This is a genomic window from Altererythrobacter chaiwopuensis (assembly GCF_054957755.1).
Map to the genome: position 1 here is coordinate 577695 of NZ_JBTXJG010000001.1, position 24514 is coordinate 602208.

Annotated in this window: 19 protein-coding genes and 1 tRNA gene; 18 read left to right on the forward strand and 2 right to left on the reverse strand. The window is 61.1% G+C overall.

The genetic code is table 11. The features are described from left to right. Positions 1–57: 57 nt before the first annotated feature. The 11 genes from ACX2DJ_RS02980 to ACX2DJ_RS03030 all read left to right on the forward strand — a co-directional run bounded on the left by ACX2DJ_RS02980 (position 58) and on the right by ACX2DJ_RS03030 (position 15074). Positions 58–134 (forward strand) — tRNA-Arg (locus tag ACX2DJ_RS02980). 139 nt (positions 135–273) lie between these two features. Beyond that, entirely contained in the window at positions 274–456 is a 183-nt protein-coding gene (locus ACX2DJ_RS02985; RefSeq protein ID WP_462572595.1) for a hypothetical protein, read from the forward strand. Positions 457–750: 294 nt separating this feature from the next. Beyond that, a complete protein-coding gene (locus tag ACX2DJ_RS02990) occupies positions 751–3729 on the forward strand; it encodes a TonB-dependent receptor (RefSeq protein ID WP_462570922.1) in 2979 nt (992 codons plus the stop codon). A 94-nt stretch (positions 3730–3823) separates the two neighbouring features. After that, the gene (locus ACX2DJ_RS02995; RefSeq protein WP_462570923.1) at positions 3824–5377 is read left to right on the forward strand and encodes a tryptophan halogenase family protein; all 1554 of its coding nucleotides are present in this window, start codon (positions 3824–3826) and stop codon (positions 5375–5377) included. Position 5378: 1 nt separating this feature from the next. Continuing rightward, on the forward strand, positions 5379–6095 hold the full coding sequence (locus ACX2DJ_RS03000) for a SapC family protein (protein WP_462570924.1): 717 nt from the start codon (positions 5379–5381) through the stop codon (positions 6093–6095). Further along, on the forward strand, positions 6088–7119 hold the full coding sequence (locus ACX2DJ_RS03005) for a cupin-like domain-containing protein (protein WP_462570925.1): 1032 nt from the start codon (positions 6088–6090) through the stop codon (positions 7117–7119). The genes ACX2DJ_RS03000 and ACX2DJ_RS03005 overlap by 8 nt, the downstream gene beginning before the upstream one ends. Further along, the gene (locus ACX2DJ_RS03010; RefSeq protein WP_462570926.1) at positions 7116–8618 is read left to right on the forward strand and encodes a tryptophan halogenase family protein; all 1503 of its coding nucleotides are present in this window, start codon (positions 7116–7118) and stop codon (positions 8616–8618) included. Before ACX2DJ_RS03005 ends, ACX2DJ_RS03010 begins: the two co-directional genes overlap by 4 nt. An 86-nt stretch (positions 8619–8704) precedes the next feature. Next, positions 8705–9766 carry a LacI family DNA-binding transcriptional regulator gene (locus ACX2DJ_RS03015; protein WP_462570927.1) on the forward strand — a complete coding sequence of 354 codons (1062 nt, stop codon included), beginning with the start codon at positions 8705–8707 and terminating at the stop codon, positions 9764–9766. Further along, positions 9756–10958 carry an MFS transporter gene (locus tag ACX2DJ_RS03020; RefSeq protein WP_462570928.1) on the forward strand — a complete coding sequence of 401 codons (1203 nt, stop codon included), beginning with the start codon at positions 9756–9758 and terminating at the stop codon, positions 10956–10958. The genes ACX2DJ_RS03015 and ACX2DJ_RS03020 overlap by 11 nt, the downstream gene beginning before the upstream one ends. A gap of 100 nt (positions 10959–11058) precedes the next feature. After that, entirely contained in the window at positions 11059–13500 is a 2442-nt protein-coding gene (locus ACX2DJ_RS03025) for a glycoside hydrolase family 3 protein (protein ID WP_462570929.1), read from the forward strand. A gap of 113 nt (positions 13501–13613) precedes the next feature. Beyond that, positions 13614–15074, forward strand: a complete 1461-nt coding sequence (locus tag ACX2DJ_RS03030; protein ID WP_462570930.1) for a sugar MFS transporter — start codon at positions 13614–13616, stop codon at positions 15072–15074. An 81-nt stretch (positions 15075–15155) separates the two neighbouring features. Here ACX2DJ_RS03030 and ACX2DJ_RS03035 read toward each other — a convergent pair whose 3' ends face one another. After that, entirely contained in the window at positions 15156–16358 is a 1203-nt protein-coding gene (locus tag ACX2DJ_RS03035; RefSeq protein WP_462570931.1) for a M20 metallopeptidase family protein, read from the reverse strand. A gap of 152 nt (positions 16359–16510) precedes the next feature. Between ACX2DJ_RS03035 and ACX2DJ_RS03040 the strand changes: the two genes are divergently transcribed. Together ACX2DJ_RS03040 and ACX2DJ_RS03045 are read left to right on the forward strand one after the other, a co-directional pair. Next, complete coding sequence (locus ACX2DJ_RS03040) at positions 16511–17548, forward strand: diacylglycerol/lipid kinase family protein (protein WP_462570932.1); 1038 nt, start codon at positions 16511–16513, stop codon at positions 17546–17548. Positions 17549–17559: 11 nt separating this feature from the next. Beyond that, positions 17560–18462 (forward strand): hypothetical protein, encoded by a 903-nt coding sequence (locus tag ACX2DJ_RS03045; protein WP_462570933.1) that lies wholly within the window; start codon positions 17560–17562, stop codon positions 18460–18462. Here the strand turns inward: ACX2DJ_RS03045 and ACX2DJ_RS03050 are convergent, their stop codons facing one another. Continuing rightward, positions 18463–18966, reverse strand: coding sequence for a DUF2141 domain-containing protein (locus ACX2DJ_RS03050; protein ID WP_462570934.1), 504 nt, complete (start codon positions 18964–18966; stop codon positions 18463–18465). A 245-nt stretch (positions 18967–19211) separates the two neighbouring features. Between ACX2DJ_RS03050 and rpe the strand changes: the two genes are divergently transcribed. The 5 genes from rpe (at position 19212) to ACX2DJ_RS03075 (ending at position 24480) form a co-directional block, all read left to right on the forward strand. Then, complete coding sequence (rpe, locus tag ACX2DJ_RS03055) at positions 19212–19874, forward strand: ribulose-phosphate 3-epimerase (RefSeq protein ID WP_462572531.1); 663 nt, start codon at positions 19212–19214, stop codon at positions 19872–19874. Then, the gene (locus ACX2DJ_RS03060; protein WP_462570935.1) at positions 19874–21760 is read left to right on the forward strand and encodes a heparinase II/III family protein; all 1887 of its coding nucleotides are present in this window, start codon (positions 19874–19876) and stop codon (positions 21758–21760) included. The genes rpe and ACX2DJ_RS03060 overlap by 1 nt, the downstream gene beginning before the upstream one ends. 10 nt (positions 21761–21770) lie before the next feature. Continuing rightward, positions 21771–23360 carry a bifunctional phosphoribosylaminoimidazolecarboxamide formyltransferase/IMP cyclohydrolase gene (gene purH / locus ACX2DJ_RS03065; RefSeq protein WP_462570936.1) on the forward strand — a complete coding sequence of 530 codons (1590 nt, stop codon included), beginning with the start codon at positions 21771–21773 and terminating at the stop codon, positions 23358–23360. Positions 23361–23741: 381 nt separating this feature from the next. After that, the gene (locus tag ACX2DJ_RS03070; protein WP_462570937.1) at positions 23742–23912 is read left to right on the forward strand and encodes a hypothetical protein; all 171 of its coding nucleotides are present in this window, start codon (positions 23742–23744) and stop codon (positions 23910–23912) included. Positions 23913–24012: 100 nt separating this feature from the next. After that, positions 24013–24480, forward strand: a complete 468-nt coding sequence (locus ACX2DJ_RS03075; protein WP_462570938.1) for a Fur family transcriptional regulator — start codon at positions 24013–24015, stop codon at positions 24478–24480. The last annotated feature ends 34 nt before the right edge of the window (positions 24481–24514 follow it).

The window sequence follows — 24514 nt, forward strand, 5'->3', positions numbered from 1 at the left end:
GGCAGGCGCTGCATTGCTTTGCTAAGCGCGCCGCTCGCTTGTCGCTGACGGCGCCACGCACCCGTAGCTCAGCTGGATAGAGCGCTGCCCTCCGAAGGCAGAGGTCGCAGGTTCGAATCCTGTCGGGTGCGCCATAATTTCAGTCATTTTTGACCAACCCACCCGCCAGCACTAAGCGCCCGGGCAGGCCATGGCTAGGCCATAGGGCAGTTCGCTTCTATCTACTCCTTCGAGTTAACTTAGCCGTTCGCTTTCAGTTGTGATGGTGGCACGATGGGCCGATGCACTGACCATCTGCACTTCACCCCGGCCTTACCCAAGACACGCAGCGGCAAGATCATGCGGCGCATCCTCAGGAAGATCGCGGAGAATGACTTCGGTGCATTAGGCGACACATCGACTCTTGCCGATCCGGGTGTCGTCGACAACTTGATCGAAGGGCGACAAAACCGCTAGCGCAGCTGATTCGCCGGCCGCCCGGCCCTGCGCAAGGCTTCATCCGGTCTATGCATGCGAATTCATAAACAGCCTACCGAGGCCCGGCCGGCCTTGGCAGCAGTGATGATTTCCCAAGGAAAATTGCGATCTGCCTATCGCGCATTTGTGGCAAGCACGCCACAATCAGGCACGAAATCCGAATAACCGAAGCTACGCCGCTGTTGACCGAGTGAACGTTCTCAATTATGCGAACGTTCACATAAGTCGTCACGCGCGTAATATTATTGCGTGTCTTTGGGAGGGAGTATTGGAATGACTTGGAAGCGTAAGCCCGCTTGCGTGAAGTTCATGGCGGGGGCCTCGGTTCTTGCCCTGGGTCTCACTGCGCAAACTGCGGTCGCACAGGATGCGGGCGCAGACGAGGAGGTCGCGGAAGGTGAGGAGATTGTCGTAACCGGCATCCGTGCCTCGCTGCAGCAATCGATGAACGTGAAGCGCGAGGCTATTGGTGTGGTCGACGCGATTTCGGCCGAAGACATCGGTAAGTTCCCGGACACCAACCTTGCTGAATCGCTTCAGCGTATCACCGGTGTGTCGATCGATCGCAACAGCGGTGAAGGTTCAACTGTTACCGTTCGTGGTTTTGGACCGGATTTCAACCTGGTTGTTCTGAACGGTCGTCAGATGCCGGCTTCGGGCCTTGGCAGTTGCTGCGAAGCGCCTGCATCGCGCAGCTTTGACTTTGCCAATCTGGCTTCCGAAGGCATCGCTGGGGTCGAGGTCTACAAGTCGGGTCGCGCATCTCTGCCGACCGGTGGTATCGGTTCTGTCATCAACATCAAGACTGCCAAGCCTCTGGACCGTCCGGGCCTGCAGGGCAGTATCGGCGTCAAGGGTGTGTACGACAACTCGTTCGAAGGCACCGACATCACGCCGGAAGTTTCAGGCATCATCTCGCAGACTTTTGCCGACGACAAAATCGGCATTCTCCTTAGTGGTTCATATCAGAAGCGTAAGGCGAGCCTCGCTCAATTTAACGCCGGCTGGCGTGAGGGTTATACGCCCAACACCGATGCATGGTCATGGGGTGGTCTGAAAAATGGTGACCCAAACGACTGGCGCGCTGCAAGCACTATCGAAAACGGTCCCATGGGCGACGATATCTACCAGACCACGCAGAACGCTGGTTATGACTTCACCGACATTGATCGTGAACGTATCAACGGTCAGGCCGTGCTGCAATTCGCACCGACGGACTCGCTGACGGGTAGCATCGATTTCACCTATGCTCAGAACACCATTGATGCACGTACCAGCAGCATCGGCGTTTGGTTCAACCACAATACAACGCAGAGTAGCTGGACCGACGGTCCGGTCGCTGGGCCGAACTTCTACGGTGAAACCTTCGGCGCCGGCGAAAACAAGGATCTGGCGATCACCGGCGCTGTTGCGGCCAACCGCACGATCCTGAAGTCGCTGGGTGGTAACCTTGCATGGGACAAAGGTGGCCTGCGGCTTGAGCTGGATGCGCACCGTTCGACTTCGGAAAGCAAGCCGACTTCGCCATTTGGCAGCAACATCGCTGTCGGCAGCGCCGTCTATGGCGTGGAAAGCCAGCGCGTCGATTACACGACGGATATGCCGGTGATTTCGGTCAACATGTATCCGGGTTCGGAAGTTCAGGCATCGAACATCCGCCCTGCGGGTAACGCCTTCCGTAACGCCTACATGAAGGATACCATCACTGAATTCACTTTCCGTGGCGGTTACGATTTCGATGCCTCGTTCATCGAAAGTATCGACTTCGGGGTGACCTACATCGAAAACAAGGTCCGTTCGGCCTTTGGTGTGATTCAGAATGACACCTGGGGCGGCACGCTTTCTGCAGCCGAAACGCCGGACGATCTGTATGAAATGACGAATCTTCCGAACGATCTCGCTGGCATGAGTGGTTCGAATGATCCTTCGATCATCCCGAACTACTTCAAGGTCAGCACCGAAGAACTGATCGGCCTGCTTGATACGCAGCTGGGCATTTGTTCCAATGCGCAGGTGGCAGGGACCTGCCTTGCGGCTTACACTACCGATCGCCGCATCGAGGAAAAGACGATTGCGCCGTACATCCAGTCGTCGCATGAATTTGACCTTGGCGAAGCTAGGGCAACGCTGCGGATGGGGCTGCGCTACGAAGAGACAGAGATCGATTCGTCCGCGCTCGTGCCGATCCCGACCGGTGTTGTCTGGGTTGCTGATAACGAAATGAACCTGGTGTTCGGAGGCGGTTCGGACTTCACCACGCTTAGCGGTAAGTACGATAACTGGCTTCCGGCTATCGATTTCAGCCTTGAGCCGTTGGATGATGTCGTGCTGCGCGCATCGTACAGCCACACCATCACGCGTCCGGACTACACCAGCATGCAGGGTGGCCTGACCGTCAACCAGCCGCTGCGTCCGCTTGGGGGCAGCACTGCCAGCAGCGGTAACCCCGGCCTGCTGCCGTACAAGTCGAAGAACATCGATCTGTCGGCTGAATGGTACTACGACACATCAAGCTACGTTTCGGTTGGTTTCTTCAGCAAGAACGTCAGCAACTTCATCGCCAGCGCACCAATTCAGGGTTCGTTGTTCGATCTGCCAAACCCGGCACAGGGTGCAGCGGTTGAACAGGCGCTTGCTGCTCTTGGTGGCAACCCGGGCTTCAGTGATATCCTGAACTGGCTCGATGCCAACAACCCGAGCGTTGTTCAGTACAACGGAGCAGGCGCCCCGACCGGGATTATCGGTCAGGCTGCTGATCCGGACGTGGTGTTCACTATCACTCAGCCGGCCAACAGCGACGACACTGCTAACCTCACGGGTTGGGAATTCGCAATCCAGCACAGCTTGTGGGACACCGGGCTGGGTGTGATCCTGAACTACACCGTGGTGAATTCAGACACGAGCTACGACAACACGCAGCAGTTCCTGAATCCGCAGTTTGCCGTCACCGGCGTCAGCGACAGTGCCAACGCGGTTCTGTACTACGACAAGGACGGTATCCAGGCGCGTGTTGCCTACAACTGGCGCGATGAATTCCTGTCCGGTTATGGGTTCGACCCGTTCTACGTCGAATCCTACGGTCAGTTTGACGTCAGTGCGAGCTATGAGTTCCGTGAAGGGTTCACAGTGTTCGTCGAAGGCATCAACATCCTGAACGAAGATCGTCGCGGCCATATGCGCGCTGACCAGGCTGTGTTCTTTGCAGCACCGGGCTATGCACGCTATGCTGGCGGTGTTCGCTTCAGCTTCTAACGCTCAGGGGTTGATAGACCCCGCGCTTTAAGAGAGAGTCGCTTTGCACAGGCAGGGCGACTCTCTTTTTTTGGGGCCGATCGCGCGCACGAGAATGGACATGCAAGCCAAGACAAGAAAGGTGGTTATCCTGGGCGGCGGCACTGCCGGCTGGCTATCTGCCTGCATGCTCGGCGCGCGGCGACCCGAACTTGATGTAACCCTTGTCGAGGCGCCTGACATTGCCACGATCGGAGTGGGCGAAGGCACCTGGCCGACAATGCGCAGCACCTTGGCTGCCATCGGTATTTCCGAGGTGGAATTCCTCAAGTCATGCGATGCGAGCTTCAAGCAGGGTTCGCGCTTTGATGGCTGGGTCAATGGCGAAGCTGGCGACAGCTATCTGCACCCCTTCACCCCACCTGCGCCAGGCGACATGATGCAGTTGCTTGCTGCCTGGCGCGATGTCTCACCCGAAGACACCTTTGCGCAGGCCATGACTGCACAAACCGTTTTGTGTGATCAGGATCTTGCACCTCGCCAACGGCAGATGCCCGATTATGCGGGCGCGCAAAATTACGGATATCATCTGGATGCAGGCAAATTCGCGCAACTGCTGAGCCAGCACGCGGCGCAGCATTTGGGTGTCGAACACAGGCCTGCCCATGTGACAGCGATCCAGCGCACAGCGAATGGCGATATTGCTGCGCTGGAAACTTCCACTGGCGATTTGATTGCAGGCGATCTGTTTATCGATTGCAGTGGAGCAGCAGCAGTCTTGATCGGCAAGGAGTTGGGGGTCGAGTGGATTGACCGCTCCGATGTGTCCCTCAACGACCGCGCGTTGGCGGTGCAAGTACCGACCGAACCCGGCAGCGCGATTGCCTCGCAAACTGTTGGCACCGCGCATGAAGCGGGTTGGATATGGGACATTGCCTTGCCGAAACGGCGCGGGATTGGCTGTGTCTATAGCACGCAATTCCTCGACGATGACCGCGCCGAAGCTATCCTTCGCGGTTACATCGCCGATAAGATGCCTCAAGCCGATCAATCTGGCTTGCAGCCGCGAAAGCTACAATTTTCAACGGGCTATCGTGCGCAATTCTGGCACCGCAATTGCCTCGCGATCGGCCTGTCAGCGGGTTTTATCGAGCCGCTTGAAGCATCAGCCATTGTCCTGATCGAATTGTCGCTGAATGCATTGACGGAAAACTTTCCGGCCTCACGAGCGGCAATGGACATTCACGCGAAACGGTTCAACAAGCTGTTCCACTATCGCTGGGAACGGATCGTGGATTTCCTGAAACTGCATTACGCCCTGAGCGAGCGCAGCGGACCTTATTGGCAGGCGCAGCGCGCGCCCGAAGCCATGCCCGAGCGATTGCGCGAACAGCTGGAGCTGTGGCGCGACCAACCCCCGTCAAGCTGGGATTTTCCGCAAGTTGACGAAGTGTTTTCGGCTGCCAGCCAGCAATTTGTGCTATATGGTATGGGATTTCCGGCTCCGGATACAGTTCCCGCGACACCAACAACACAGGCGCTTGTGCGGCTGCGCCAGGTGCGCGAACAGGCCCGGGCAATGAGCGCGGCCTTGCCGACAAACCGGACCTATTTTGATAGTCTTGACGCGGACAATGGTTTGTCGGCGTTGAAGGAGAAGACCGGTTAACATGAACCAGCATCGCATTCTCAGCCGTGATGAACATCGTGACTTGCGTGTCCGCAACGATTCCCATGCGGAATTGGGAGACGCGGTCATGGCCTGCATCACGACGCCATATGAATTCCGACAGGTGCAAACGTGTTACCCGATCGTTTTCAAGCGGGATAATGAAACGGGTCAATTTTCTGCCATGGCCCTGTTCGGATTTACCAATGGCGAAAACCTGTTCCTCGAAGACAATCAATGGACCGCCCGCTACAAACCGTTGGCGCAATCGATCCAGCCGTTTCTGATTGGCCGGATTGAATCCGAGGATGACGCGCAAATCCATATCGATATGGGCCATCCGCGCATTTCGAGCGATGGCGAGGGAATTCGTGTTTTCGACGAAGATGGAGCTGCGACGCCTTACCTTGAAGGTATCGCCGACAAACTCGGCCTGCTCCACGCGGGATATCAGGCCAGCCCGGCATTCTTCGAAGCGCTTGAGCGCTATGAATTGATCGAACCCTTCAAGCTCGAAGTGCCATTGGAGGATGGTTCCAAACATTCACTGGTGGGATTTCATACCATCAACGAAGACAAGCTGCGCGATCTGGGTGCGGATGAACTGGGGGACCTGCATCAGGGGGGTCATCTTATGCCGACCTTCATGGTGGTGGCATCCCTCGGCCATTTCAGCGATTTGATTGACCGCAAGAACCGCCAATTAAGCCGTGGCTGAAGCTGATCCTTCCATTTTTTCCTCCATCGAGCGAGTTGAGGAGCGCGAGGCGGTGGATCTCGCTGCTCTCGACGCGCTGATCCGCGCTGCGCACACTCCGTTTGTCGTGCGCGGAGTGGCCCGCGATTGGCCATTGGTTCAAGCAGGCAAGCGGTCTGCCCGCGAAGCGCGCGAATACATCGCGAACCATGCCCGCAACCGCCCGTTCACCGTTTCCATCGGGCAACCCGGTGGTGATGGCCGGATGTTCTATGATGACGGAATGCAGATGAATTTCCGCACGGGCACAGGCAAGCTTGCGGATATATTCAAAGGGCTGGATGACAATGAAGGTCGGCCCGATCTGCCGCCCGTGTATCTATCTTCGATCGACATGCACCAGTTCTTCGACGGGTTGCACGAAGCGAACCATATCGACCTTGGCGATCGTAATTCCTTGGCGAGCATCTGGATTGGCACGCCGACCAGGATCGCAGCACATAATGATTTTCCCGATAACCTCGCCTGTTGTGCGGTTGGAAAGCGACGCTTCACGATCTTTCCGCCCGATCAGTTCCGCAATCTATACCTTGGACCGATCGACAATACTCCGGCGGGCCGGGCGGTTAGCATGGTCGATTTCCATGAGCCCGACCTCGAAAGGTTTCCGCGCTTTGCCGATGCGCTGGAGACAGCTCTCGTGGCTGAACTCGACGCAGGAGATGCGGTGTTCATCCCGTCGATGTGGTGGCACCATGTCGAAGGGCTCGCCCCGTTCAATGTTCTGGTCAATTACTGGTGGCGGGAAACCCCGCGCTGGCTGGGTCAGCCGCAGGATGCGCTCAATCACGCGATCATGGCGATCCGCGATTTGCCTGATGCAGACAAGGCCATCTGGCGCGAACTGTTTGACCATTACGTGTTTGAAAACGATGAAAGCGTAGTCGCGCATATTCCGCAAGGAGCGCGCGGAATTCTCGATCCTCTAACCCCCGAAAGCGCCGGACGACTCCGCGCGTTCCTGACCAGGAGCATCAGCCAATGAACAGCAGCAAACCAGTCACCCGTGTTGTGGTCGCTGGCGGCGGCACAGCCGGTTGGATGACGGCAGCCGCCCTGGCCCGAACTTTGGGCAAGACAATCGAATTGACCCTGGTCGAATCCGAAGCGATCGGCACGGTTGGAGTTGGAGAGGCGACGATTCCGCCGCTGGTAGCTTATAACAGGCTACTGAATATCAACGAGGCGGAATTCATGCGCCGCACCCAGGCGACCTTCAAGCTTGGGATCGATTTTGAAAACTGGAAAGTCGATGGCGAAAAATACTTTCACTCTTTTGGCTCTACCGGCCGTGACCACTGGGCCGCGGGGTTCCTGCATTTCTGGCTCTATGGCCTGACGAAGGGGCACACGGCGAGCTATGACGATTACTGTCTGGAGTTGACAGCAGCCTATGCGGGCAAATTCGCGCAATTGCCGGACAACAAGCTCAATTACGCCTATCATCTCGATTCCGGGCTTTATGCTGCGTTTCTTCGCAGCCTCGCAGAAGCCGACGGCGCCGTGCGCGTCGAAGGCAAGATCGCAGATGTGGAACTCGACGGAGAAAGCGGCGATATCGCCGCCTTGCGGCTCGATTCAGGCCAGCGCATCGAAAGCGACCTGTTCATCGATTGCACCGGCTTTCGCGCGCTGTTGATCGAAGGTGCGCTGCACGCCGGTTTCGATGACTGGGCGCATTATCTGCCGTGCGACCGGGCGATTGCAGTACAGACCGCCAGCGTGCGCCCGCCGCTGCCCTATACCCGTTCGATCGCGCATGACGCGGGCTGGCAGTGGCGCATCCCTTTGCAGCACCGCCAAGGCAACGGGATCGTCTATTGCAGCCGTTATCTGAGCGATGAGGATGCGGCCGAGCGCCTGCTTTCCTCGGTCGAGGGCGAGCAGCTGACGAAGCCCAATTTCATCCGCTTCACCACCGGTGCGCGGCGCAAGCAATGGTATCGCAACTGTGTTGCCGTGGGGCTTTCCGGTGGGTTCATGGAACCGCTTGAATCGACCAGTATCCATCTGATTCAGCGAGCAGTGCTTCGCATCATCCGGATGCTGCCCGCTGGCAAGGTAAGCCAGCACGATATTGATGAATTCAACGATCAGCAATTGACCGACATGGTGCAGATCCGCGACTTCCTGATCCTGCATTACAAGGCGACGGAACGCGCAGATTCCCCGTTCTGGCGGCAATGTCGCGATATGGACATTCCCGACACGCTCCAGCACAAGATGGACCTGTTCAAGGCCACCGGGCGCGTGTTCCGCAAGAATGAGGAACTGTTTGTCGAAAACAGCTGGACGCAGGTCATGATGGGGCAGGGGATTGCTCCGCAAAGTTATCATCCCATCGCAGAGAAGCTGTCGGATCAGGAATTGAATGCCTTGCTCACCAACCTGCGGGAATTGGTAGAAAAAACGGTGGCAGGCATGCCCGCCCACCACGAATATGTGACGCAATTCTGCGGCACCAAAGAGGAAAAGGCGGCATAAGACGCAATTAGGCCCCAGCCTGCGGCACGGAGGGATTGCAGCAGGCAATAGAGGGGAATTCGGGATCGAATAGGGGGTAGGCGGGAATGGCTAGACGGCGGCAGGCTGTCACGATCAGGCACGTGGCCGACGATGCAGGGGTTTCCCTGCAGACGGTCAGCCGCGTAATCAACAATGAACCCAATGTTCGCCCGGCGATGAAGCAGCGGGTGCAGGCCTCGATCGACAAGCTCGGTTATGTTCCCTCGATCGCGGCGCAGCGCATGAGTGGTTCGCGCTCATACCTCATTCTTGCGCTCAACGATCGGGAAAAGACGATCGCCGAATGGCGCGCACGCAGCGGCACGGACTGGGTTGATCAGATGCTGCTGGGCGGGATGCTAACCTGCGCCGAGCATGGCTATCGCATGATGGTCGAACTGGTCGACACGCATAATGACCATGTCGAGCGCGAACTCAGCGCTGCGATTGCCGCGCTCCAGCCCGATGGTGTGATCCTGACACCGCCGCACTCGGAAAACCCGCTCATCACAGGTTTGCTCGCCGCGCGCAAAATCCCTTTCGCCCGGATCGGATCGCTCGAGCCTGGTCCCGGCATCCGCCTGACCATGGATGATGAGCATTCGGCGGTGATGGCGACCGAGCATCTTATCGCACTGGGCCACCGCCGCATCGGGCTGATTGCAGGGCCTGCAGAATACAGCCTTAGCGAATGGCGCATCACCGGTTGGTGCAAGGCAATGGAGGCGGGCGGGCTCGCCACCGACGGCCTGTGTCAGCGCGGCGATTTCGGCTATGAATCCGGGCTTGCCGCAGCACGATCCCTGCTTACCCTGCCCGATTCACCGTCAGCGATCATTGCCAGCAATGACCAGATGGCGCTTGCGACGCTGGAGGTGGCGCGCGAAATGCAGCTTGATGTCCCGGCGCAGCTTTCGCTGATCAGTTTCGACAACACGCCGATCGTGCGCTTTACCGATCCGCCATTGACCGCTGTCGACCAGCCGATCGCGGCCACCATTGCGCAAGCGGTCGAGCTGTTGATCAAGGCGCCGCGCGAGCCTTTGCCCGAAGCGCCGATCACTGTCGAAGGGAGCCTGGTCGAGCGTGGATCGACTGCACCGCCGCCGGGCGGTAATGACTGCTGACACCGCCCAACCGGCGCGCCAGCCGCTGTGGTTTCTGCTGCTTCTGGCGTTGGCGGCGGCCGGGGGTGCAGTGGCCTATGTGCCCTTTCTCACCGTACTGCTTCCGGTGCGGATTGCCGAGCTGACCGGCAGCGATGATGTGGCCGCGCTGTCCTATGCCACCTTTGCCGGTGCGATAGTCGCAAGTCTGGCCAATATCGGTTTTGGCTGGCTCAGCGATCGCAGTGGAGGCCGTCCGGCCTGGATCGCGGCTGGCCTGCTGCTGTCGAGCGGATTGCTGATCGCCGTGGAGCAGGCGGCCTCGTTGACCCAGCTGATCATGGTGATCATGGCCTGGCAGCTGGGGCTGAACATGATGCTGGGACCGCTTGCGGCATGGGCTGGCGATTGTGTGCCCGACGGGCAAAAGGGCCTGCTGGGCGGATTGTTTGCCTTCGCCCCGGCGTTGGGGGCGCTGGCAGGCGCGGTGGTGACGATACCAGGGCTGGCCGACAACGCTACCCGGCTGGCCATCGTGGCGCTGCTGGTGGCGGCCATGGTGGCGCCTGTCCTGCTGCTGGGCCGCGGCCGCGAGTTGCCGCAGCTGATGCAGCCGCATCTACCCACGGCAGAGCCTCGCCGGGAAGCGTGGCAGACCCGATCGACCGTTCTGAGGATGTGGTTTGCGAGGCTGCTGGTGCAGATTGCCGAAGCCGCGCTGTTTGCATTCCTGCTGTTCTGGCTGCGCTCGATCGCGCCGGGCTTTGGCGAGAATGACGCTGCACGGATTTTCAGCATCGTCCTGGCAATTGCAGTGCCGCTGGCGCTGGCCGCGGGCCGCTGGTCCGACCGCACTCAGCGCCCCATTCTGCCTCTGGCTATCTCGGCAGCGATTTCGTCTTGCGGTCTGATGTTGATGGCGCTCGCCGGGGACGCGAATGTGGCGATTGCGGGTTATGTCCTGTTCGGGGTGGCCTCTGTGCTGTTTCTGTCGCTCCATTCGGGCCAGACCTTGCGCGTGCTGCCGCGTCCGGGAAACCGCGGGCGGGATCTGGGCCTGTTCAACCTGACCAACACGGTGCCCTCGTTGATTATCCCGTGGCTCACGCTTTCGCTGGTGCCTGTGTTCGGCTTCAGCGGGCTGTTTTGGGTGCTGGCGGCACTATGCGCACTGGCAAGCACGCTGCTTCTGGCCATTTCCCGCCGGATTTAAGCCCTTGCAATTTGGATTCCCCCGTGCCAATCGAGTAAGTTGAGAACGTTCTCAATTAGCGTTCACAAGGGATTTGCATCCTGCGGGAGGGGATGGGTTAATGCGTTTTTCCGGGTTGTTTCTGGCAACGGCACTGGGCCTTGGCGGCTGCGCTACAGTGCCATTGGCAAGTGTATCTGAATCAGGTGAAGCTGCGGCATCCGCCAGTGCGGCTGCGCCAACACCTGCCGACGCCGAGATTGCAAACCTGATTGCGCGGATGAGCCTCGAGCGCAAGATTGCGCAGCTCATCCAGCCCCAGATCAACTCCTTCACTGCCGAGGATATGGAGCGTTATCGCTTCGGCAGCTATCTGAATGGCGGCAATGGCGGGCCCTATGGCGACGAGTTTGCCCCGGCATCGCAATGGCTTCGCCTTGCCGATGAAATGTATGATGCCTCGGTCAAGCCGCTGCCGAATGGCGAGCCGGCCATCCCCACGATGTGGGGGACCGACGCGGTGCACGGACATTCAAACATTGTCGGCGCAACGCTGTTTCCGCACAATATTGCGCTTGGCGCGACCGGCGATCCCGACCTTGTGCGGCGGATTGGCCATGCCACCGCGATTGAAATAGAGGCGACCGGCATCGACTGGAATTTCTCCCCCACTGTCGCCGTGGCGCGCGATGACAGATGGGGCCGTACCTACGAAAGCTATTCAGAAAATCCCGAACTTGTTGCCAGCTTGGGCGCTGCGCTGGTCGAAGGCCTGCAGGGCAAGCCCGGCAGCGAAGACTATCTCGGCGGCGGCCGCGTGATCGCCACGGCCAAGCACTTCTTCGGCGATGGCGGCACGGACCAGGGCGTTGATCAGGGCGATGTAAACGGCGATATCGATGCTCTCCTCGCCCTGCACGGGCGGCCCTATCCGGCGGCGATAGACGCGGGTGTTGAAGCAATCATGGCCAGCTTCAATTCGATCAACGGCCGCAAGATGCATGGCCATCAAGCCCTGCTAACCGATGTGCTGCGTGGCCGGATGGGCTTTGACGGACTGGTCGTTGGCGACTGGAACGGTCACGGCCAGGTCAAGGGATGTGAAGTGACCGACTGCCCGCAATCGCTGATGGCCGGGCTCGACATATATATGGTGCCGGATGACTGGAAGCCGCTGATGGAATCGCTGATCGCGCAGGTCAGGGACGGGACCATTCCCATGGCGCGCGTCGATGAGGCAGTCGCCCGCGTGCTCAGGGTCAAGCAGCGTGCGGGCCTGCTGGGCGAGAATGTGAGGCGACCGTCGGAACGCGCCTTTGGGGGGCGGTTTGAAATGCTCGGCTCGCCAGAGCACCGAGCGCTCGCCCGCGAAGCCGTTGCGCGCTCACAAGTCCTGCTGAAGAATGATGGGGTTTTGCCGCTCAGGTCCGGGGCGAATGTTCTCGTGGCGGGAACTGCCGCTGATGATATTGGTCAGGCTTCCGGTGGTTGGACGCTTGAGTGGCAGGGCGGCCGCAAGGACCGGTTGGGGCGAGACAAGTTTCCCAATGCGAGCTCGATCTGGGAAGGATTGCGCGATAGTGTGGCCTCCACGGGCGGCACAGCCATCCTGTCCAAGGATGGAACGTTTGGAACCCGTCCCGATGTGGCGATAGTCGTGTTCGGAGAGGCGCCCTATGCCGAATTCGCGGGAGACCAGCGCGATCTGGTGTTCCGCGACGAGGAAGGGCTCAAGCTTTTGCGAAGCTTCCGCGAACAAGGCATCCCCACCGTGGCCGTATTCCTGTCCGGCCGCCCGCTGTGGGTGAACCGCGAACTGAATGCAGCCAACGCCTTCGTGGCGTCATGGCTACCGGGCAGCGAAGGTGCTGGCGTGGCCGATGTGCTCACCGGCGCGCACGATGCTAGCGGCCGCCTTCCCTTCTCCTGGCCCGCAGCTTGCGAAGGCCAGCCGGTCAACGGGCCAGAGGGCGCGCTGTTTCCCTTCGGTTATGGGCGCTCGCTGAGCGACACCACGCCGCTTGCCCAATTGAGCGAGGAATGCGCGGCGCTGGCGGAGAATAACAACGCCGACATGTTCAGTTCAGGCCGCCTGGGCGCCGGAGTGGTCGCTTTCGTCGGGCGGCTGGATCACAGCGGCGTCGAGGAACTGATGCCGCAAATGCGCGGCGACATGAGTGCTGCCGGCGTGATCTCGCGCGGTCATGATCGCGATGCCCAGGAGGATTCGCGCGAGATCCTAATGCGCGGCGGTTCCTATTTTGGTCTTGCGCAAGCGACAGATACCGGCGGAGCCTATCGTATCGATTATACATTGGTCACGCGGCCCAATGCACCGGTCCGCCTGCGCGTCAGCACGGCCGATGGAAACGAGCAGGTAATCGATGTCACGCAGCAGTTCGACCACGCATTTGCCAAGGGTTGGCGCGAAATGGTCATCAGCGAAAGCTGTGTCGGCAGCCTGGGCCCGCGGATCGCTTTCGAGACCGAGGGTGACGTTACTCTCCGCATTTCCAGCATTCAGCGCGAGGAACTGCCGGAGGGAACCGAATGCGCGTTCTGAACGGTATGGGCGGCGCGCATTCGTATACAGCTAGACCGGGATTGGCGCGCCGCTAATCTGCCGGGGTGAGAGAACCAGGCCGCAGGATGTCGGCCTGTTGGGGGAGGAAATACATGGCGTTGGTACCCGATGTGGCTTCCAGTTCGGACCCGGTTCCGATCGAGCACGAGGGCACGTCGATTGACGCGCCCGGCCTGAACTATTTCGTGTTCGGCCTGTTCTTCATCTTCGGTGGCATCACCTCGCTCAACGATGTGATCATCCCCAAGCTCAAGGAGCTGTTCACGCTCAGCTACACCGAGGCGATGCTGGTGCAGTTCTGCTTCTTCGCCGCTTACCTGATAATCGGGATTCCTGGCGCCAAGCTGGTGAAGAAGATCGGCTACATGCGCGGCGCCGTGGCGGGACTGTGCACGATGATCCTGGGCTGCCTGCTGTTCATCCCCGCCAGCCAGACAGCGACCTATGCGATTTTCCTGGGCGCCTTGTTCATCCTCGCCAGCGGCGTGGTGATCGTGCAAGTCGTGGCCAATCCGCTGATCAGCCTGCTTGGCCCGCCCAGGACCGCCCACAGCCGGCTGACATTTGCTCAGGCATTCAATTCGCTGGGCACCACGGTTTTCCCGATCGTTGGTGCCGCCATCATCCTCGGCAGTCTCGCCGACGTTTCGGCAGACCAACTGGAGGGCGCTGCCCTGCAGGCATATCGCGCTGCCGAGAGCGAGGCGATCTGGCAGGGCTATCTCGGCGTCGCGGCGCTCATTGCGGTAGTGGCTGCGGCTGTCTGGATGTTCCGCAACCGGCTGCCGCATGACGCCAGGATCATGGGTGACGGCGAACTTGTTTCCAACAGCCGCTACCTGATCGGCCTCGCTCTTGCAGCCGCAGGCGTATTCCTTGCGATCCAGGTCAACGGATGGCTGGGTGTACTGGTGATTCTGCTCGCACCGGCGTTCTGGCTGTATGACAACGACCTGCTGAAGCGGTCCCGCTTCGGCTATGGCGCGCTGTGCATCTTTCTCTACGTCGGTGCCGAGGTTTCCATCGGATCGATCGTCATCAATTACCTCTTGCAAGAACATGTGATGGCAAACGGCGGCCCCATCACCGCCTTCCTGAACGGAATCTTCGGGGCAGAACCAAATGCCGTGGAATGGCTGATCGGTCTTTACTGGGGCGGTGCCATGGTTGGCCGTTTCATCGGCTCGTGGGCGTTGCGTATTTTCAGCCCGGGTAAAATCCTCGCGTTCAACGCGACGGGTGCAATCCTGCTCATCCTGATCTCGGCGAACAGTTCTGGGGAGCTCGCGGGTTACACGCTGCTGGCGGTGGGCCTGATGAATTCGATCATGTTCCCCACAATCTTCTCGCTCGCCTGCGAGAAGCTGGGGCCGCGCGCGGCGGACGGATCGGGTATCATCAACGTTGCCATCTTCGGTGGTGCCGTTGTCCCGCTGCTCTATGGCGTGATGGCTGATGCAACCGGTGGCAATCTGGCGCTGGCGATGGTGATCCCGGTGATTTGCTACGCAATTATCGCAGGCTTCGGGATTTTCGCCCGCCGGCCAGCCTGAACGGGCTCTCCCCGGCGCTTCGGGGGGAGCGCTGGACAACTGACCGGGGTCGCCTTGGGCGGCCCCGGTTTCTTGTTGGTGCTAGCCCTGGCTCCAGCCCGATTCGAGGAATTCGAGCGCGCAGCCTGCCAGCATAGCCGTGCCCTTGGGCAAGGCCTTTTCGTCGACATGCATGCGGGGCGAGTGGATCGCGCAGCATTGCCGCCAGTCCTCACCCTCATTGGCCACCCCCAGGAAGAACATCGCCCCGGGCACTTTCTCGAGCAGATAGGCGAAGTCTTCCGCGCCCATGATGGGATCTGCCAGGTCGCGCCACCCGCCCTCGCCGCCCAGCTTCGTTGCGACCGCCTTGCCCAGTTCCACCGCGCGCGGGTCGCAAACCGTGACCGGGAAGCCCTGTTCGAACTGACATTGTGCAGTCAGGCCGTGTGCCGCGGCAGTCAACTCGGCGGTTTGCGCGATCAGTTCCTGCGCTTTGACACGGTGCTCGGGGCTCAGCGTGCGGATGGTGCCGCACAGCGTGGCCGAATCGGGCGTGACGTTGAAAGCGGTGCCGGTGTGGATCTGCGTCACGGTGACGACCACGGCGCTCGCCGCGTTGAAGCGCCGCGTGACCATGGCCTGCAGCGCGCTGACGATCGCTGCCGTGCCCGGAATCGGGTCGATACAATCATGCGGCATCGAGGCATGGCCGCCCTGGCCCTTGACGGTAATGGTAAACTGGTCAGCCGCCGCCATCAGCGGACCGGGCCGGCCGGCCAGCACGCCGAAGGGGGCATTGGGCATGATGTGCAGCGCGAAGGCCGCATCGGGCGGCGGATCAATCAGCCCGTCTTCGAGCATGAAGCGCGCACCGTGATGGCCCTCTTCGCCCGGCTGGAACATGAAATCCACCGTTCCTGCAATGTCGTCGCGCATCGCGCATAGCAGCCTTGCAGCGCCCACCAGCATGGCAGTGTGCGTGTCATGTCCGCAAGCATGCATGCGCCCGGGTATCGTTGAAGCGAATTCGAGATTGGTCTTCTCGTCCATTGGCAGCGCGTCCATATCGCCGCGCAGCAGCACGCGGCGCCCCGGTTTCGCGCCTTCAAGTGTAGCCACCGCGCCCGTGCAGGACGTGCCTTCGCGCCAGCTCAACGGCAGATCGGCCAGCGCCTCGCGCACCTTGGCAAGCGTCTTGGGGGTTTCCAGCCCCAACTCGGGCTCGGCGTGGATGGCGCGGCGCAGAGCAACGATCCCGTCGCTCAGGCTGTTGGCGGATGAAAGCAGGTGTTCTGTCAGCATTCCTGCAACCTAGCCGATTCGGCGCGCTACAAAAGCTGTTTTGTGGCGGCCCGCTGGTCAAACGCAACTCCACCACTGCAGCCGGCAAAATTGGCTGCGACAAAGAAAATCCTAGTGAACGCTTATGGTTTGCCGCTAAGGCACAACCAGCAATGGCCAGTCCGATCCACGAATTCGACCATTCGCTGCACAAGCGAACTGAGGCAAGGTCCACGGCGCAGCGGGAAGGCGCAGCCGCCGTGCCCGGGCGTGCGCCTACCGTCGGATTGGTTTACAATCCGCTCAGCCACCGCAACCGTGGCAAGGATCTTGAGAGCCGCATTGCGCCCGATGTGATCGTGGTGCAGCCGAGCAATCGTGCACAATTACCCGAAGCGTTGGCGCGGCTGGCCGGGCGGGATATCGATCTGCTGGTGATCAATGGCGGCGATGGCACCGTGCGTGATGTGCTTACCTGCGGCGATGTGATCTTTGGCGAGAATTGGCCCGCCATCGCGGTATTGCCCAAGGGCAAGACCAACGCGCTTGCAGTTGATCTTGAAGCGCCGGCTGACTGGACGCTGCAAGCCGCGATCGACGCATTCGGTAACGGAACACGGATCGTTCGCCGCCCCTTGGCGATTACGCGGCTTGAGCAGCCCGGTTCGCGCGTTCTGGGCTTCATTCTGGGCGCTGGCGCTTTCACCATCGGCACCCGCGCCGGGCAGAGCGCCCACAAGCTGGGGGCGTTTAACAGTCTTGCAGTTGGCGTTACCACGCTGTGGGGCGTGCTTCAGATACTGTTTGGGAGCCGCGCCAACCCGTGGCGCCGGGGCACCAAGATGGATATCCGGCTGGCGCCCGGTGGGGCACCAATGGCGCATAGCGGCGCGGGCGATCCGGAGCGGCGACAGCTGCTGCTGGTGTCGACGCTCGAGCGCTTTCCTGCGGGACTAAAGCCCTTCGGCACCTTGCGCAAAGGGCTCAAACTGGCGGTGCTTGACCAGGTTGCCCGGCGTATTGCGGCTCTGTTGCCGGCAGTGATGATGGGGTGGTCGCCCGCCAAGCTGCGCGAACGCGGCATCCACCAGTTGGTAGCGACCGCTTTCGAAATCGAGCTCGATGACCAGTTCATACTCGATGGCGAAGCCTTTCCTGCAGGGCGATACCGGATCGAGCCCGGGCCAGAACTCGAATTCGTGGCGCCCTGAGAGGGCTGCGAATGGCGGGACTGGTTGAGCGTATTGATGTGCAGGCGAGCGCATCGGTCGATCCTGCGATTAGCGAATTCGCCGCGCTTCTTGCCGAGGAAAGCGGAGCGCTGGCGGTGCTGTTTTATGGCTCCAACCTGCGTACGGGCGCGCTAGAAGGCGTGCTTGACTATTATGTATTGTTGCCCGGCAATCAGCGTGACCGGATCTGGCCGCGCGTAAGTTATCGCGAATGGGAACACCGGGGGGCGGTGTTGCGCGCCAAGATCGCGACCATGTCACTTTCGACCTTTGCCGAGGCTGCGCGCGGGGAACTCCTCGACACCACCATCTGGGCGCGGTTCGTGCAACCGAGTGCGCTGGTATGGCAGCGGGACGATGATGCGCGTCGGCAAACTCTCGCGGCGGTGGCCGGGGCAGCGCAGACTGCGGCGCGACTTGCGGTAGCGCTTGGGCCTAAGAGCGGCGCCGCCGATGACTATTGGCGCGCACTGTTCCGCGCGACCTATCAAGCGGAATTTCGCGTCGAGCGGCCCGGCCGTGAAGACAGCATTCTGGCGGTCAATGCCGCGCATTTCGACGGGTTGCTGCCGCTTGCGCTGGAGGCGCAGGGTATCGCATTCGAAAGCAGCGGCGCGACTATCGTGCCGCAGCTACCCGCCAGCGAACGTGGCAGGATACTGGGCTGGTGGCGCCGCCGACAGAGGATGGGCAAGCCGCTCAACATCCTGCGCCTTGTCAAGGCGAGCACCACATTCGATGGCGCCGCGCGCTATGCCGCATGGAAAATCGAACGCCATACCGGCGTCCCGGTGGAAGTGACGCCATGGCGCGAAAGGCATCCCGTGCTCGCAGCACCGGCAGTTCTGTGGCAGGTGTGGCGCGCGCAGCGAAAGCGCGGCCCACACGCCTGATCACATATATTTCATGTTGATCGTGATCGAAGTCACGCCCGTGCCGAATTCGATCGCGGTCTTGCTGTAACTCGGCTTGCCGAGGTTGAAGATATTGATCGAGGGGTTGTTGGACATACCGCCTCCATCGCGCGCGAAATCGGTTTTGCCATTGCCGTCGGCATCATGCCGCACCGCGATGCCGTAAGAACCTGTCGCGGGCAGTGGCACACAGAATGTCATTGTGCCCTTGCGCGCGGGAACCTCGATCCGGTTGATCCATTTGCCCTGTTCGAGCCAATCGGACTTGGTGCCGCGATAGCTTTGTACCCGCACCGTGCCTTCGGCCGCTTTCACTCCGTTCACCGTCACGCGTGCGGCAGGCCCGGCACCCGGCGCGCATTTGCGCATGTCGTTCGCAATCTGTTGATGAAAGGGAAATGCACTTTCGGCCGCTTGTGCAAGGCTGGTGGTGCCAGCCGGGGCAAACACCACCGCAGCCAGCACCAGGCTTGTCTTCGGCAAGTTCGATCGCATTATCATATCCGTTCTGGCTTAGCTTGTTTGCGGCGTAGTATAGATGTCGCCTTGATATCGCCAAGCCAATGTCGCTGGCGGGCTGAATTGGCGCTGAATTGGACGCAAACCGGCGCTTAATGTGCCAAGTGGGGGCATTGTGTGCCGGCGTGTGTGGAAAAGGCGCCGCCTGCTGCTTGTTCGAAGCACCTGCAGCGCATTACTGGGGATACTTGCGCGATCCGGAACACACCATGGCGGCACCGCTGATTTCTCCCTCGATCCTTTCGGCCGATTTTGCCCGGCTAGGCGAGGAAGTGCGCGCCATCGACGCCGCAGGCGCGGACTGGATCCACGTCGATGTCATGGACGGGCACTTTGTCCCCAATATCACCATCGGGCCAATGGTGGTGAAGGCGCTGCGTCCGCATAGCAGCAAGGTTTTTGACGTCCACCTGATGATCTCGCCGGTCGATTCCTATCTTGAGGAATTTGCCGAAGCGGGTGCCGACATCATCACCATCCATCCCGAAGCCGGGCCGCATGCGCACCGCACAGTTCAGGCGATCAAGGCGCTGGGCAAGAAAGCGGGCGTTTCGCTCAACCCCTCGACGCCGGTTGAAGTGCTTGATTACCTTATCCAGGATATCGATCTGGTATTGGTGATGAGCGTCAATCCCGGTTTCGGCGGGCAAAGCTTCATCCATTCCCAGCTCGACAAGATCCGCCGGATCCGTGCGCTGATCGATGCCAGCGGACGCGACATCCATCTCGAGGTTGATGGCGGGGTCAATACGGAAACCGCGCGGCTCTGCGTCGAGGCTGGTGCCGATGTGCTGGTCGCGGGCTCGGCCACCTTCAAGGGCGGGCCGGATCGCTATGCAGCCAACATCGCTGCGCTCAAGGGCGAAGGCTGATGGACGCGCTGCTTTCCGGCCAGAGCGACCGGCCCTCCGACCAGGGGCTGGAAGAAGACCTGTTCGGAGAAGTTCCTCAGCATCGCTCTGCGCTGCCACTAAAGCGCGCTGACAAACAGCCACTGGCAAACGTTGCAGATGCGGCGCCCATCGCACCGGCTACTGAGCCGCGCGCACTGGTGTTGAGCGATTTCGTACCGCCCAAATCCGATTTCAGTGCCCGATTGCTGCGTTTTGCCTATCGCCTGGGGGTGGGCGGCGCGACACTGTCGGCACCGTTTCGCAAACCCGCGCGCCCGCGGCTGCTCGGCACAGTGGAAAGCGCGCTCATGGGCGATCGGGCAACGGGCATGGCGCTGCGTGCGGGGCATTTCCTCATCAGCGGGGCCAGGGCCCCGATCGCTGAGGTGGATTACGAATCCTCCTCGCGCCTTGCCCCGCCGTTCGAGCGGGTGATTCACGGCTTTGCCTGGCTGCGCGATCTCGCTGCTGCGGGCCAGCGCGAACAATGCGTCGAAACGGCCGAGCGGATTACGAAATTGTGGCTCGATGCCAATCCAAGGCCTGGAAAATGCGCCGCCTGGCAGGCCGAGCATGCTGCGCACCGCCTGATGGCGTGGCTCGTATATGCGCCGCTGGTGCTCTCGGGCCAGGACGTGAAACTGCGCCCGCGCATGCTCACCGCGATTGACGAGACCGCGTGCTGGCTCGACCGCGAAGTGCGCCGCACGCCCGATCCGCTTGGCGCAGTGCTGGGCTGGGGCGCAATCACGGCGGCTGGCTTGCTGATGCCGCAGGGCAAGCCGCGCCGGCTCTATGGCGAGGCGGGGCTGATCGCCGCGCTGGGCGATTTCGCAGGCGAGGATGGCGGTGCCCTGTCGCGCAGCCCGATGGCGCAGGCCGATGTGATCGCAATGCTGACCGACCTTGAAGCGTGCTACAAGGCGACAGAACGTGACCTGCCGGCACCACTTGGCCTGATGCGCGAACTGCTGGTGCCGCCGCTGCTGGCGATGCGGCATGGCGATGGCGGATTGGGTAGCTGGCAAGGCAATGGCGCTGCCCGTGCTGATCGGCTGGCCGCGTTGATCGATGCCAGCGGGGTCCGCACCCGCCCGCTCAAGGATGTGCGGCACTGGGGCTATCACCGGCTGGCTGGCGGCAAGACAGTGATACAGATCGATGCTGCACCTCCCCCGCGCTCGAAACATGCGCGCTGGGGCTGCGCCTCGACGCTGGCTTTCGAAATGTCGGACGGGGTACACCGGCTGATTGTCAATTGCGGCGGAGCTGCGCTTGCGGGCGGGCAGGTGCCTGCCCGAATCGAGCAGGGCCTGCGCGCCACGGCCGCGCATTCGACGCTGGTGCTGGACAATGCCAATTCCACCGCCGTTTTGCTCGGCGGCAAGCTGGGCAAGGGCGTCGAACAGGTCGAGGTCGAGCGCGGCGAGATTGCGCGCGCTGGCGGTGACGTGCAGCGGATCGAAGCAAGCCATGACGGCTATGCCGCACGTTATGGCCTGGTCCATCGCCGCATCTTGATGCTGCGCGGGGATGGCTGCGAGCTGCTGGGTGAGGATATCCTCACGCCTCCCTCGAAGAAGGGCCAGCGCGGGAAGGTTGGGTTTGCAATCCGCTTTCACCTCGGGCGCGGGGTTGAAGTGCGGCTGTCCGAAGACCGGCGCGGCGCCGGCCTGATGCTGCCCGACGGGGCGCTTTGGCAATTCCGCCTGGGCGGCAATGACAGCGGCGCGAGCGTCGAGATCGAAGAAAGCATGTGGGTCGATGGCGACGGGCGCCCGCATGCAATCGATCAATTGGTGGTGCAGGGAATGACATCGCGCGGCGGGGGGCAATTCTCCTGGCTGTTCAAGAAAATGGGGTGAAATCCGAATCGTGACGGATGTGGTAATCAGGCGGGCACTGCTTTCGGTGTCCGACAAGAGCGGATTGGTTGAACTGGGTAAGGCTCTGGCCGCGCGCGGGGTGGAACTGGTTTCGACCGGTGGCACGGCAAAGGCGCTGCGCGAAGCGGGCCTGGAGGTGCGCGACATTTCCGAACTTACAGGATTTCCCGAAATGATGGACGGGCGGGTCAAGACGCTGCACCCCAAGGTCCACGGCGGGCTGCTGGCGGTGCGCGATAACCCCGAACATGCTGCGGCGATGGAAGAACATGGCATCGGTGCAATCGACCTGGTGGTGGTCAATCTCTACCCCTTCGAAGCGACTGTGATGCGCGGTGCCGCGCGTGACGAGATCATCGAGAACATCGATATTGGCGGGCCCAGTATGGTTCGCTCTTCGGCGAAAAATCACCAATTTGTCACCATCGTCACCGATTCCGGCGATTATGCCGAATTGCTAGACGAACTTGACGCGAATAATGGGGCCACATCACTGGCCTTCCGCCGCAAATGCGCGGCCAAGGCCTTCGCCGCCACTGCCGCCTATGACAGCATGATCAGCCAGTGGTTCGGATTTGCCGACCAGCAACAGCTTTTTCCAGACTTCCTTGCGGTCAATGGCAAGGCCCCCACTGTGCTGCGCTACGGCGAAAACCCGCACCAGCAGGCCGCGCTTTACACCCCGGTTGGCCCGCATGGGCGCGGGATCGCGCAGGCTGAGCAGCTCCAGGGCAAGGAGCTCTCCTACAACAATTACAACGATGCCGATGCCGCGCTCGAGCTGTGCGCCGAGTTTGCCGGCGGTGATCCGGCAGTGGTGATCGTCAAGCATGCCAACCCCTGCGGCGTGGCGCAGGCAGGCACGCTGGTCGAGGCGTGGGAAGCGGCGCTGCAATGCGACAGCGTTTCGGCTTTTGGCGGGATCGTGGCGGTCAACCAGGAACTTGACGGGGCAACCGCCGAACAGATCGCCAGGATCTTCACCGAAGTGGTGATTGCACCGAGCGTGTCGGATCAAGCGCGCGAGATATTCGCGAAGAAGAAGAACCTGCGCCTGCTCACCGTGGGCGATTTGCCCGATCCGCGACGCGGCGGCTTGCTGGTCAAACCGATCACCGGCGGGCTGCTGGTGCAGACGCGTGACAACGGCGCGATCACCGAGGCTGACCTCAAAGTGGTGACCAAACGGGCGCCAACCGAACAGGAACTCAAGGACTGCCTGTTTGCCTGGACCGTCGCCCGGCATGTGAAATCGAACGCGATCGTCTATGCCAGGGATGGCGCGACAGCCGGGATAGGCGCGGGCCAGATGAACCGGCGCGATTCCTCGCGTATCGCCGCGATGAAGGCGGCGGAAGCTGCCGAAACCTATGGCTGGGATGCCCCGCGCACGGTTGGCAGCGCGGTCGCCTCCGATGCCTTCTTCCCCTTCGCTGACGGCCTGCTTGCGGCAGCCGAGGCGGGCGCCACCGCGGTGATCCAGCCGGGCGGCTCGATCCGCGACGAGGAAGTGATCGCTGCGGCGGACGAGGCGGGGCTGGCGATGGTCTTCACCGGGATGCGCCATTTCCGGCACTGATGTTTTTGCGCTCACCCATCCGGGTGAGCGTCCTTGGTGCGGTTCTCGCTGCGCTACGGCTCACCTGCGCTCGCCCAGTCGGGTCCTGACCCTTGAATTTGAGCCAGCGCTGGCGGCGTAGAATCGCATGCGCGCAGTTGTGCCCCGGGGCGCCCGTTACCCCGCCGCCGGGATGCCTGCGCGCGCAAGGTAAAAGCCACAAGCAAGCCCATTGTGGCCACCGCCGATGATGATCGCTTCACTCATTTCGTCAGCCCGTAACCACATTCTGTCGCAGAGCGAATAGACATTTTATGAAAGCCGTGTTCACCGCGCCTCAATTAATTGAGGCTAACACAGCTTCGAGCATTAAACCTGATTCGAGGCGTGAGCGAATATCCCATGGGTCTCTTCAAGTCCGATCTTTACCGTAACTTCGGCGCCGGCTTCCTGATCGGGGCGCTGCTGGTCGGCGCGAGCATGGCGGGCGACATCACGGCCGAAATTGCCACCCCGGCCCAGGCCGCGCCTGCGGAAACACCCGGCCAAAGCGGGCCTGCCAGCGCCAACTGAGACATGACCGCGCGCTGTCGCTCCGGCGCGGTTTGCCACCCACCCGTAACGATTGCCGCGAGGAGTGGCGCCGTGCGCCGCGGTGCACTATATGGCTTGAATGGCCAGTCATCATCACGCTCACCAGGAACATTCCGGCACCCGCCTGATCGATGCCGCCCGCATTGCCTTGACCGATGCGGGCGAGCAGTGGACCGGCATGCGCGAAGCGGTGTTTGCCGAACTCGCGCGCCATGAACGCCCCGTTTCCGCCTATGACATTGCCGACAATCTTTCGCGCGATCGCGGCAAGCGGGTGGCGCCCAACAGCGTCTATCGCATCCTCGACCTGTTTGTGACCAACAATCTCGCGCTCAGGGTTGAAAGCGCCAATGCCTTTCTTGCCAATACCCATCCAGGCTGCGAGCATGATTGCATCTTTCTCGTGTGCGACGAATGCGGCGAGGCGACCCACATCGATGATGATGAAGCGTCCCTGCGGGTGCGCGCGCTGGCCAGGACACGCGAATTCCAGGCGCGGCGCCCGGTGATCGAAATTCGCGGCGTGTGCAGCAGCTGCAGGGGCTGATGACACGCCGATTCCCTGGTCCGCCGCGATGCCC